This is a genomic window from Rheinheimera sp. NSM (genome assembly GCF_052380015.1).
Taxonomy (GTDB): Bacteria; Pseudomonadota; Gammaproteobacteria; order Enterobacterales; family Alteromonadaceae; genus Alishewanella.
This window is the reverse complement of sequence record NZ_JBQTCI010000001.1, coordinates 41,688-55,005: the sequence shown is the minus strand read 5'-3', so window position 1 is coordinate 55,005 and position 13,318 is coordinate 41,688. Positions and strand designations below refer to the sequence as shown.

The following is a 13,318-nucleotide window of genomic DNA, read 5'->3' as shown; positions in this document are numbered from 1 at the left end:
GTGTTTAGTAGCGCCAGGTAACCGAAGCTTGCCACTGACTTGGTGCACCATAGTAGGCCTGAGTCCAGTACAGGCTTTCGTAGTACTTTTTACCGGTAATATTGCTGCCATTTAACGTCAGCGACAGGTTGTCGCTAAACTGATAACGCACAAACAGATCTAACAGTGCATAGCTGCTCTGAGTAATGGTAATACCGGGCTCGGGGCTGGTATATACGCTGTCCTGCCAGTGAATGCTGGCTCCTACAGACAATGCAGGTGCCAAATCAGGGTAATAAACACCAGACAGTTTCAGCAGATTACGCGGCACATAGGTGCGTACTTGCTGGCCAGCATCACCCTCAACACTATTAAGCCAGGTGTAACCCATACTCAGATTTAGTTGATCAGTAACACTGCCTATCAGTTCCAGTTCAATCCCTTCTGAGCTGTAGTCCAACCCATTGTAGGTGTTTACACCATTTATCACGCCAGCAAACTCGCCAACATTATTTAAATCAGAGCGGAACAGCGCAACACTGGCAATGGCGCGGCCATCATTCAGTGACACTTTACTACCCAGCTCCATATGTTCACCGCGCGCTACGCCCAAAGCATTAAATTCAGCATCAACAAAAGACTGGGGCGTAAACACCTCACTGTAACTGCCATACACAGAAAAAATACTATTTAGCTGATACATGGCGCCAATATAAGGTACTGTTTCATCAGCATCGGTAGATGCATCGACGCCGTAGTTATAGCCGCCTTGTTTAACCGACATCATTCTGGCGCCTGCCAGCACCGTTAAGTCGTCTGTCAGGTGTAATCGGGTAGCCAGATACGCCGACTGATGAATCTGCTTATCTTTATGGCCAGCACTGTAGGGGTCGGTATCATCAAATACCCCTTTCACTGTGTTGCCCTGCCCCCAGTCGCTGCCCAGTACCGGGTAGCCGGTTTCATAGTCATAAAATGACTGACCAAACAGATCAATATGGGCGTAGTTCAACCCCAGCATCAGTTCATGCTGACGGCCCGCCAGGCTATATTGTCCAGTAAGGTACACATCAGCCATTTTTTGTGTTTCGTCCAGCGTATAGCCATAAGCTGACCCCAGCAAGCCCAGTTCAGAACCTCGTTCCGGAGTGCCGTATACATAAAAAAGTTCAGAGTCCATCTTGCTGTCGGTTTGCGTTAGCATCAGGTTCAGGCTCCAGTTGCCTGATAATTGCTGGCGAACCTGGGCAAAACTTTCTTTAGTCTCAACATCACGGTAAGCCCAGTCGGTCGCGGTGTTGGTAGCAACGTCATAATCGGTCGGACTGCCGTCGGTGTAATACAGCGGCAAAGCCCCGGACATACTGCCATCTACCTTATTTTTGTTTGCACTATGACCCAGCGTCAGTAAGGTATTACCGGTCAGATCATATTCTCCCACGAGATAAAGCAGACGGTTATCATCAGACTTACGATCCAGATAGGAATCGGCAGAATCTAACGCCACCACCGCACGGCCACGCAGACCGGCCGTCAGGCTACCGGAAATATCCCCCTCGGCCCGGCGCATACTGTTTGAGCCGGTATATAAGGTGCTATAAGCAGCTAAATCTTTCGTAGGCCGTTTGCGGATAAAATTGACAGTTGCTGAAGGATTCGCCAGGCCGGTTACTAAGCCGGCAGCACCTTTGATTACCTCAATTTGCTCATAAGCTGCAGTGTCAAACTGTCCGTTAGTTAATCCAGAGGAAAAGGGCACGCCTAAGCCGTCATACTGAAAGTTCACTACATCAAAACCCCGTGCAGTGTAGTAAGTACGATCCGTTTCAACACTTTCTACCGTCACGCCGGGTGTATAACTCAGCAGATCATTGATGGAATGCAACGAAAAATCGTCAATCTGCTGCCGGGATACCACTGTTATTGTCTGTGGTGTTTCATAAACGCTTAAGTCCAGCTTGGTTGCTGTGCGGCTGGCGCCCTGATCACCATATACTGCTATCACCTCTACGTCAGACTCTGACGCTATAGTATCTTGCGATACAGCACCAAAGCTCAGGCTACTTGCAGTAATAGCAAAACAAACACGCATTGCTTGGGTAAAAACCAGGCTACGGGCGGCATAATACATTTGGCATATCCCTTAATAAAAAGCGGCAATTAAATGGAAACTGCCGAATTTTACCGACGCAACAATGCAAATGCAAACAATTATCAATACTGATAAGGCGGGGAGAGGCCAGCCAGCCCAATTCAAATCCAGTTACTAATTTCAGGCCAGCTTACGCCCGTTAAAACCAGCAGTACACCGCGGTGCCGGACTTAGTGCCGCACACAAAGCTAATTAACTTAAGCGCTGCCGGCGCCGCTTTCTTTGGCCGCTGGCAGTAGGTTTTCCTCGTCTGACTGGCTTAATTCAGCATTAAGTTGCTGCTCAATACTGTTATCGGTACTTACATCTACCGTTGGATCAATACTGCCTGGCTCCCCGGGCCCGGCAGGAGCAGATACCACAAATTGCGCCGGTGTCTTGCCGCTCCCGGCGTCAGCGTCAGCCATATGGATGCGGTAAATCGGTTCCGGCATTTCAATACCAGCGTTATCAAAGGCGGCTTTAACCAGCCGGATAGCCTCGCTGCGGGCTTTTAAAAAGTCAGTTTCGCGCTGATCGATCCAGGCAAATACGCGCACGGTAACAGCACTGTCGCCTAACTCCTGCACCAGGACACGGGGCCTGGGCTCAGTTAAAATACCCGTCATCTGCTGCAAGGTGGCGATTGCCAACTGGCGTACCGTAGTCAAGTCCAGATCGACAGATACGCCAACGCTAAATTCAAACCGGCGCAGTGGGTTACGGCTGAAATTAGTCATCGGCGAGGTAATGATTTGGCTGTTAGGAATGCGTAAGTGGTTACCATCCTGCGTCATCAGCACCGTATCACGCGATGTTAAGCGCACCACGCTGCCGCTCATATTGTCGATCTGAATAAAATCGCCGATGGCAAACGGATTACGGGTACTAAGCAAAACACCGGCCAGATAGTTTTCCACAATATTGCGAAAAGCAAAGCCCAGCGCAATGCCAATTACCCCGGCCACCCCCAGCACAGCACTAACCAGGGCTGTGGCATCCAGTAGCTCCAGCGCTATCAGCACACCGATACCGCTGATCGCCACACGGACAAAACGCATACCTAAATTAGACGCCAGCTCTGTTAAACCAATATGACGTAACCAGGCCCCACGTTTTGCCGCCCAGCCCCCGAGCAGCCAAAAACTGACAAGGGCCACTAACGCAACTAACAGCAGCGGCAGCATTTGCACTGTGGTGGTCAGCATTTCGCTGAACTTTTCCGCTGCCGGCGCCAGCCGCGACCGAACCGCCAGCTGTTCCTGCAAGCGGTTTTGTACATACACCACCCCTTCCAACCGGCTGGCAATGGCGACAGCTTCACTTTTCAGCTGGGTATTGGCCACTTCTCCGCTCAGCGTCAGCACGCCGGCCTGCACACTGACTTCGACAAGCTCCATACCGGCTATCGCCCTGATGATAGCGTTTAGCCGTTCGGCAATCGCCTGATCTGTTGCAGCATTAACCACTTTAATTGGCGCTTCAGCATCGTCCTGCTGCATGGCCATGCCATAACCCGGCAGCCAAAGCAGCAGTACTGCCAGCAGCAGTGATTTCATCCGTTCTCCGTTTTTGCGTTAGTTAACCGTGATGTAACTATAGCAGCCGGCCAATTACAACTGAGCGCGCTCAGCCAATACAAGCACGGCAGGGGCCGGTTTATGCCGCAGCGCAAGCAGCAAGCCGGTAAGAATAATCAGCAGCACGCCACTAAGTTGCAGGAGGCTTAAGCTTTCGTTAAACAGCCACCAACCGGCAAGAATTACCGTTACCGGCTCCAGATAGGCCAGGGTGGCATACACGCGGGTGGGCAAATGCTGTAGCGCCACTATGGCGCAATAAATGGCAATAAAGCCCGGGAAAATGCCGGCCAGTGCTATCCAGATAATATCATCCGGTTCAGGTAAGCTGATGCCGGTTAAAAACGGCAGCACACAACAAGCACCGATGATCAGCTGATAAAAGGTGCGCTGCAATTGTGAATGCGCCGGCAGAGAACGGCGGTTTAGCAGTAAAAAGCTGCTGTAAGCACACAGCGACAATAAACCCAGCAGCAAGCCGGGCAGCTGCGCTGCATCTAACACCAAATCAAACTTAAATTGCTGCAACATAGCAAAGCCAAGGAACGACAGCACTATCAGGCTGCTGTCGGGCAAATCCAGCCGTTCCTGCAATAACCAGTGCGCAATAAAGGCCGACAGCGGCGGTGCCAGGTACACCAACATAATGGCGTTGGCCAGGCTGATATACTCAATGGCGCTTAAAAAGCTCAGCATAAAACCCGCCAGCAGTACGCCGTTTACCGCCATACGCCAGTCGGGTTTGCCTTTAAGTTGCCTGATACGGCCGGTTAAGCCGACAAACAGCAGTAAACACAGGCCACCAACCGCCAGCCGGTAAAAGGTTAACTCAGCCGCCGCCAGGCCACTAAAGCGGGCAATAATGCCACTGCTGGCCATCGCCACAGCCGAAACCAGTGCCAGTAACGCATAAGTGAGCATAATACCCGATTGTCCTGTGTCATCGGGATTCGGTTCACTCACACCGACACGCCGTAAATACGTCCCTGTAGGCTCGAATTATAAACTTCATCCCTGAAGTTTATCCTTACGGACCAGCAGAGCTGTTCAAATTCGCTCCGGACGAATTTGTCGGCACCCATGCCGTCAACGGTCGGCTTAGAGTAAACCCAATCCCTCGCCTTAATTCCGGCTCACATTATGCTGGTTCTGCATTTAATAAACGAGATGGCCTAGCCGGAATTTCGCATCCCGGCGGCAATACCGGCGATGGTTACCATTAAGGCGCGGCTAATCATCGGGTTTACCCGCTCCGGCTGGTGGCGCACGCGGTACAACAGCTCAGCCTGCAGTATATGCAGCGGGTCCACGTAAGTATTGCGCAGCATGATCGACTCTCTAATCCAGCTCTCTTTTGCCATTAACGTATCGCTGTGAATAAGCTTCAGCAGCAGCTCGCGGTCAGCGGCCAATTGGCTGCGCAGGCTCTGGCCTAAATGCTTCAGCTCGTCCGGCACCAGCACTTTGTCGTAGTAAGCGGCTATGTCGCTGTCGGCTTTTAAAAATACCATTTCCAGCATCGACATACGGGTGGCGAAAAACGGCCATTGCTGCTGCATTTCATCCAGCAGCGCGGCGTTGTCCTGCTCTGCCGCTTTAGCTAACGCCGAACCGGCACCCAGCCAGGCCGGTAACATTAAGCGGTTTTGCGACCAGGCAAAAATCCACGGAATCGCCCGCAGGCTTTCCACACCGCCGGTTGGGTTACGCTTGGCCGGCCGGCTGCCCAGCGGTAACTGGCCCAGTTCCTGCTCGGGCGTGGCCGCACGGAAATAGGCAACAAAGTCTTTATTGTGCCGCACTACAGCACGGTAGGCTTCGCAGGAGTCATCCGCCAGTTGCTGCATTAAACTGCGCCAGCTTTGTTTTGGTACCGGCGGCGGTAACAGCATGCCCTCTAATACCGCGCTGGCATACAGCGCCAGGCTGCGCTCGGCCAATTTGGGCAAGCCGAATTTAAAGCGGATCATCTCGCCCTGCTCGGTTACCCGTAAACCGCCGGCTAACGAGCCCGGAGGCTGCGACAAAATAGCAGCATGAGCCGGACCGCCGCCACGGCCGATAGTACCGCCGCGGCCATGGAACAAGGTAAGTTGCACTTTGGCCTGCTGACAAATCGCCACCAACGCCTCTTGCGCACTGTATTGCGCCCAGGCCGCCGCGAATACACCGGCGTCTTTGGCTGAATCAGAATAGCCAATCATCACTTCCTGTTTGCCGTTTATGTAACCGCGGTACCAGTCGATGCTAAGCAGCTTGCGCATACAATCCGGCGCATTTTGTAAGTCACTTAAGGTTTCAAACAGTGGCGCTACCGGCATGGCAAAGCTGATACCGGCTTCTTTTAACAGCAATTGCACTGCCAGCACATCAGACGGTTTACCGGCCATTGAGATAACATAGGTGCTTAGCGCCTCACTGCCGTGGCGCGCCACTATATCGCAGGTATCCAGCACTTCCTGCACATCGGCAGACGGCTGCCAGCTTTTCGGAAATAACGGCCGCCGGTTAGCCAGCTCGGCCAGTAAAAAGGCCTGGCGCGCGCCCTCGTCCCAGGCGCTGTAATCGCCCAGCCCCAGATGCTGCGTTAGCTCAGCAAATACCTGCGCATGGCGGCCGGCATCCTGGCGGATATCCAGCTTTAACAACGTAACGCCAAACGCATAGGCGCGGCGCAGAGTATCGAGCAATTTGCCGTTGGCAATCACCGCCATGCCGCAGTCGAGTAATGATTGATAACACAGCAACAAGGGCTCCAGTAACTGCTGGTTATGCCAGATTAAACCTTGCGGCCGTTGCAGCCGGTCGTGCTTTAACGCTTCGCTCAGCCAGTCGCGGGTGTGCAACAAGCCATTGCGCAGCTTGTTCAGCACCTGGCGGTATGGCTCACCGGCTTCGCCCGCCGCTTCGTGCAGCGCCGCATTGGCCTGATACATCGACAGCTCGCTGCTGAGTAAATCCAGATCCCGGGCAAATAAGTCAGCAGCTTTCCAGCGGCTGAGTAATAACACCTGACGGGTAACCTTAGCGGTAACAAAGGGGTTACCGTCACGATCGCCGCCCATCCAGGAAGAAAACTTTACCGGGGCCGCATCCAGCGCCAGGCCTTGGCCGGTGGCATCGATCAGCTTGCTGTCCAGCTCGCGCAGAAAATCCGGTATTGCCTGCCATAACGAGCTTTCAATTACGGCAAAGCCGGATTTGGCTTCATCTACCGGCGTAGGCCGTTGTTCGCGAATTTCATTAGTATGCCAGGCCTGGGCAATCAGCTCGCTTAAGCGCAAGCCAATTTGCTGTTGCTGCTGTGGGCTAAGTTGCTGCTCTAATTCGGTTAAGCAGGCGGCAATCTCGGTAAGTTTATGAATAAGGGTGCGGCGCGATACTTCAGTCGGGTGCGCTGTCAGCACCAGCTCTATCGATAAGTTGGCCACCGCCTGTTCTACCGCAGCAGCGTCTGACTTTTTTTGCGCCAGCAAGCTGAACAATTCTTGCAGCGGCTCCGGCTTTTCAATGCTGGCGTGACCAATGCGGCTGATGGTGTGATGTTGCTCGGCCAGGTTAGCCAAATTAAGAAACTGGGCAAAAGCACGGGCTACCGGCAGCAACTCATCGTCGCTTAAACTGCGCAGTACCTGCTTAAGTTTATCGGCTTGTAATTCTTCGCCCTGGCGCGCGGCTTTGGATAACAGCCGGATTTGCTCTACCCGCTCCAGCACGGCGTCGCCTAATTGGCTGCGAATGGTGTCACCCAGTTTAGTACCGAGCAAACCAACATTGGCTTTTAATGCTGCGTAATGGTCCATCTTCGTTGCCTCTTTAGCCATTTGTTGCCCCACCCTAGCGCGTTATGTAGTGGTACTCAACTATGATTGATTACAAAACGGGCAACACAATTGGTAATACCAAATAACCAGAAAGTTAAGCAACAAAAAAACCCGCCATTAAGGCGGGTTTTGCATGACAACAGAAGTTGGTTAGAACTTGTAGCTTACGCCGGCGAAGATCTGACGACCGATAGTGTCGAACACTTCCGGTACTGTGCCACCGTCGCTGCCATTGGCTACGCGTGATGGCTCTTCGTCAGTCAGGTTTTTCACACCCAGTGACACACTGAAACCATCAGTGATGAAGTAGTTAGCTGATACATTGTGGTACAACACAGCATCGATACGTGAACCGTCGGCTAAGTACTCTGTTTTACCGATATAACGGTTGAAGTAAGTTACGCTCCAATCGCCCTGGCCGGCCTGAATGCTGAAGTTGTTACGCAGTTCAGCATAGCCGCCGAAGTTACCGTCGATGGTGTTGGTGTAATCCAGGCCATCTTGTTTAAACTCCAGTAACCAGGTGGTGTCGTTGTTGATATTCCAGGTTAAACCCAGGCCTTCAAAACGGTACGCCACGTTTAAGTCGATACCGCTGGTATCCTGGTTACCGACGTTAGTCAGCGGGTTGGTGAAGTTGGTTAAATCACCGTCCGGTGTAATGCTGAAGGTTTCACAGGCAACAGCATCGCCGGCGAAACAGTTGTTTAAACCCGCCTGTGCATCTAAACGCGTAATAGCGTTAGATACTTTAAAGCGCCAGTAATCGATAGTCATCGACAAACCTTCGATGTCCGCCGGAGATAACACCACACCGGCAGTGAAAGATTCAGACTCTTCCGGCTGAATATTGGCATCTGAGGTGTAATTTACCAGGATTTGCGGGTCTTGCTCGTTGCCCCACGGATCGTCCAGGTAATCGTATGAACCAGTGTTACCACCATATAATTCGCTTACGTTAGGGGCACGGAAACCGGTAGCCGCAACAGCACGCAGCATTACTTCGTCAGTGGCTTCATAGGTTAAGCCGACCTTCCAGGTGCTGGCTTTACCGAAGGTAGAGTAGTCGTCAAAACGCAGCGCGAATTCACCGGTCAGCTTGTCGCTGAATGGCACGCTGACTTCCTGATAGAACGACACTACGCTGTAGCTGCCCTTGGTTGGGTCTTGCTGTGCGGCTGTACCTTCACCGGCCACAATCACCGGATCCGGGTTGTAGAAGCCGCTGTCGCGACGGTATTCCGCACCGATAGCAAAACCTACAGCACCGGCTTCCAGGTCAAATAAATCACCGCTTAACACGCCGGAAGCAATATGCTGCGCATTACCGCCGTCTGCTTTTTCCAGATAGCCGATGTCGTTAACAATGGCAGTTGTCAGTGGTGCACCACTAAACCAGGCGGCCTGATTGGCATACACTGAATTTTCCATTTTAACGGCGTTAATAGAATTGGCTACCGAGGTGTCCGCTTCGTTTTTACCGTAAGTGTACGACAGATCCCAGTTCATACCGGTGTGTACGTCAAGCGTACCGGCCAAACCGGCAGATAAGCGTAAAGTGTCAGTGTCCTGCTCATATACGCGCGGACCCACATCGTTGGTACGGCGGCGGTAGTTAATACGGCCGGTGTCATCAGCAGCCAGGCCGCCAGCGATCATTTGCGGTGTCAGCGTAATACAGCTAACCAGATCTGCGCCAGGTGCGCCGCATACGTCCAGCATAATATCGCCCGGTTGCGGTGCCAGTTGCTGATCAGATTTACGCTTGGTGTATAACACGTCTGCAGTAAAAATCAGGTCGTTGCCAAATTCCTGCGTAGCATTGGCAAACAAGCTGTAACGTTTGCTTGGTGTTTGGTACCAGCTGTCTTTGGTGTAATCGTAACCGGCGCCGCGGGCTACCCATTCACCGTCTGCGTTCTGTACCTTGCCACCCAGGGTACCGGTTGGAATAAACGAGCTGTCACCCGGCTCTGTCCAGTCACGGTCGGCTTGAATAACACCTTTACGGTCAGAATAAGCCGCACCAAAGGTATAATTACCACGGTCGGTGCTAAAGCCATATAAGGCACTTAATTCGCCGGTTTCACCGTCACCTTTGTCAGTGCTGCTACCGTTCAGGTCCAGTTGAAAGCCTTCAAAGTCTTTTTTGGTGATAATATTTACCACCCCGGCAATGGCATCTGAGCCATATACCGCTGAAGCGCCGTCTTTCAAAATTTCTACCCGCGCAATCATCGCCACCGGGATAGCGTTTAAATCTACTGCACTGTCGGCACCTGAACCGGAGTTCACCATACGGCGACCGTTTAACAACACCAGAGTACGCTGAGAGCCCATACCACGTAAATCTACCTGAGCAACACCGTCTGCACCGTTATTGGTGGTTGAACCTACTGCAGCGCCGGCCATAGAGGTTTGTGCCTGTAGCAGTTGGTCAACAGAGGTAAAGCCCTCTACGCGAATGGCCGCCGCATCGATAACCGTAATAGGTGAAGCCGTTTCCATATCCTGACGTTGAATACGTGAGCCGGTAATGGCAATACGTTCAACTTTCGCTACTTCTGCTTTTGCTACTTCTTCCTGCGCCAGCACAGCAGAACTGAAACCTGCAGCCGCTACCGGTGCTGCCAACATGGCAAAGCGTACCGCTTTACCTAATAAAGATTTTTGCATGTTATTCCCCCTGGACGCCTTCAATGAGACTGCCGTTGTTATAGTGGTGGTTTTTCCGGCGCTGACGCTACTGCTATTTTGTTGCCAATACCAGAACAAATACGCCGCGGGCATGCATTATGGGTTAAGCGGAGGATAAGCAGTTTTTGTCGGTAATAACTGTATTTATTTGTACCGTGCATTTAATAAAAAAGGCTTCCACAGGGAAGCCTTTTTATCCATTTTAACTAAAGCACTGCTCAGAACTGATAGTTGACACCTAAGGTGACACGCTGACCAATAACATCGAACGCTTCGCCGTAGCTGTAGGCAGTCGGCTTACGCGGAGGATTACGATCAAACATGTTTAATACTCCACCACGTACCTGCAACGCATCTGTCAGGTTGTACCGTGCCGTTAAATCAAACACTGTGTAAGACGGAATATCGTTATAATTGTTCGCTTTTGGCGACCAATCATTGCTGGTAACTGTAGCTGAGCGGTGGCTCATGCTCAGCACTGCAGAGAAATCATTGTAGCTATATTCCGTGGTAAAACGATGCTTCCATTCAGGCCGTTTCATTTCACCCAGTTCGTCAATCAAATCATCAGCAAAACCTGTTGGATTGGTATCATATTTGCCGGTGTAAGTACTAATTAGACGCAGGTTAAAATCGCCCACTTCTGTACCGAAACGGTATGAGGCCTCCAGGTCCACCCCTTCAACATTGCGTGAAGCAGAGTTAAAGGGTTTTTCAAAGTAATTAGTTATTTCGAATGTATCGGCATCACGCTGCAACAATGGGCAGAACTGGTTATCCAGTGATGATGACTGATAGCAGTATTTGATCACATCTGGCCCGTTAAAGCTGTTGATCACATCTGTCAGCTCAAACTTCCAGTAATCGACCGTTAAGCCAAAGCCATCCAGAAATGCCGGGGTGTAGACAAAGCCAATGGTAATGTCTTTGGCCACTTCATTTGTCAGATCAGGATTACCGACAACAAAACCAGGGCGGGTTGCGCCTTTCCACTCAGTTGACGGTTCAAAATCTGCCGGTACACCTGCAGCCGCGCAATTTGCCAAAATAGTCTCTTTATACTGCGGGTTTAAACCATCCCGCTGACTCACAGCACATGGATCAGTCATAGAGCGGAAAGTTTGACTTCTTGGGTTGTACAATTCGCCAATATTAGGCGCACGTACTGACTTTGCTGTGTTTAAACGAACACGCAGCTCGTCATTCACTTCCCAGTTTAAACCCAGTTTCCAGGCGCTATCATTACCGGAAGTGGAGTAATCCATAAAACGTACTGCCGTTTCAAAGGTCAACGTTTTGGCAAAAGCAACATCAGCAAGCAGCGGCACCGATAGCTCTGCAGAGACTTCAGCCACATCAAAGCTACCCTTCAGCGGTTGCGATTGGTTGTTAAACAGCAAGCCGGCACGCATCGCTGGATCCGGCAGGCTGTCAGCTGCCTCTTTGCGATACTCGGCACTGAATGCGGCCGCGATAAAACCTGCAGGCAATTCATATAGATCACCACTAAGGGTCGCCGAAGCTACAGATTGGGTAATGGAAGCGCGGCGTATGGCGTCGGTAGATACCCAATCATAAGCATCCTGGTCATAGATACCACGGCCATATATGTTTAAAGGCAAACAGCCGTTTGCACGGGCAATGTCATCACGGCAAACTATATCGCCATTCGTATCAACAACAGCGTCAATAGCGTCGTAGAAACGTTGTTCGAACATTTCGCCGTACCATTCAGTGTCAGCCTGCACGCGGCCGGTAGCAGCATAGACATCATATGCCCAGTTGTCCGTCAGATAGCCTTCAAAACCCAGAGAAATACGCGCCAGGGTTCTGTCCTGGCTGTATTGACGATTACCAAAATCAGATGCCAGATAGCCCATTACGGGGTTCACCGTCTCACCTTGTGCATTTACAGTTGTGGCTGCCTGCACCAGTTGTTGTGCTTGTGGCGATAACAATGCGTTATCTGCCCGGACCCTATACTGCATAAACGCCGGAGAACTCTCACCGTAAGCCTGTGAGCGTGATAAATTCAGCTCCATCGACATACTGTGGTTGTCATTAATTTCATAATTCATATTGGTTACGAAGTTAATGCGCTCTAACGGCGTTCGCATAAAAGAGTTTTCAGCAAAGCTGTAGCCTTCTCCACCCAGATAGTCTACCCGACCACCTACCAGCGGAGGCAAGGCTTCGCCCAGTTGCATTGGCCGCACAGTGCCGTCATCTGCAAAAGAATAACGTGTTCCACCTGAGACAAAAGTACCGGTTTTACTATAGGCCGCCAGAACTTGCTCACCATAACCCCATATCACACGCTGTGGGCTGTTTGGATCATCTGCCACAAAATCAGGGTTTTGCACAGCAATAGGTGCATCGCGCAAGTAGTCGCGATCCATGTATGAGATCTGGCCTTGTTTAGAAAAACTCAAATTAGATATGAAGGTGGCTTTACCCACATCAGAACCAAATGTTAACGATGCATATTCTTCCTCACCGCCACTCTGAGTTGGCCGCGTTGTTGAAACATCGATAGAAATACCGTCAAATGTCTTTTTGGTAATAATGTTAACTACGCCCGCCACTGCGTCAGAACCATAAACCGCAGAAGCTCCGCCGGTGGTAATTTCAATGCGTTCGACCATGGCAGTAGGAATGTTATTTAAATCAACCGCACTGCTGCCCGGCGCGCCCGACACAAAGCGACGACCGTTAACCAGTACTAAAGTACGACTGGATCCCAAGCCGCGTAAATCAGTGTTATTTAAACCACTGGCAAACACATTGTTGTTTGTTGTTTCCGGCGACAACCCCACTAAAGTGTTAGGCATTTTATGCAGTAAATCTGCAACGTTCACCACACCGGCGCTTACCAGATTATCACCGCTGATTACCGTAACCGGTGTTGGCGCCATTTCACCAATCCGTTTAATGCGCGAACCGGTTACCTCAATACGTTCAACCTTTTGTACTGCTTCCACCTCAGCAGCTGCTGTACCCGGAATTGCGCATAACAGCAGTGGCGATGTCATTAGCGTGACGCGCACAGCGTTTGTCAGTTTATTCGTTCTCATTTTGTCCCTCTGGATGCTTGTAAAGCAACATTT

General features: G+C 51.2%; 6 protein-coding genes. All 6 read right to left on the bottom strand.

Annotated elements, in window-relative coordinates; genetic code table 11:
* Window positions 1-4 precede the first annotated feature (4 nt).
* The 6 genes from ACTZWV_RS00240 to ACTZWV_RS00215 all read right to left on the bottom strand — a co-directional run bounded on the left by ACTZWV_RS00240 (window position 5) and on the right by ACTZWV_RS00215 (window position 13,285).
* A complete protein-coding gene (locus ACTZWV_RS00240) occupies window positions 5-2,110 on the bottom strand; it encodes a TonB-dependent siderophore receptor (protein WP_444784598.1) in 2,106 nt (701 codons plus the stop codon).
* 218 nt (window positions 2,111-2,328) lie between these two features.
* Complete coding sequence (locus ACTZWV_RS00235; RefSeq protein ID WP_444784597.1) at window positions 2,329-3,669, bottom strand: mechanosensitive ion channel domain-containing protein; 1,341 nt, start codon at window positions 3,667-3,669, stop codon at window positions 2,329-2,331.
* Between the two features lie 54 nt (window positions 3,670-3,723).
* The gene (locus tag ACTZWV_RS00230; protein ID WP_444784596.1) at window positions 3,724-4,653 is read right to left on the bottom strand and encodes a DMT family transporter; all 930 of its coding nucleotides are present in this window, start codon (window positions 4,651-4,653) and stop codon (window positions 3,724-3,726) included.
* Window positions 4,654-4,862: 209 nt separating this feature from the next.
* Window positions 4,863-7,493: a phosphoenolpyruvate carboxylase gene (gene ppc, locus ACTZWV_RS00225; RefSeq protein WP_444785636.1), complete on the bottom strand. Its 2,631-nt coding sequence runs from the start codon at window positions 7,491-7,493 to the stop codon at window positions 4,863-4,865.
* 171 nt (window positions 7,494-7,664) lie between these two features.
* The gene (locus ACTZWV_RS00220; protein ID WP_444784595.1) at window positions 7,665-10,190 is read right to left on the bottom strand and encodes a TonB-dependent receptor plug domain-containing protein; all 2,526 of its coding nucleotides are present in this window, start codon (window positions 10,188-10,190) and stop codon (window positions 7,665-7,667) included.
* A 239-nt stretch (window positions 10,191-10,429) separates the two neighbouring features.
* Entirely contained in the window at window positions 10,430-13,285 is a 2,856-nt protein-coding gene (locus ACTZWV_RS00215; RefSeq protein ID WP_444784594.1) for a TonB-dependent receptor domain-containing protein, read from the bottom strand.
* Window positions 13,286-13,318: the final 33 nt, after the last annotated feature.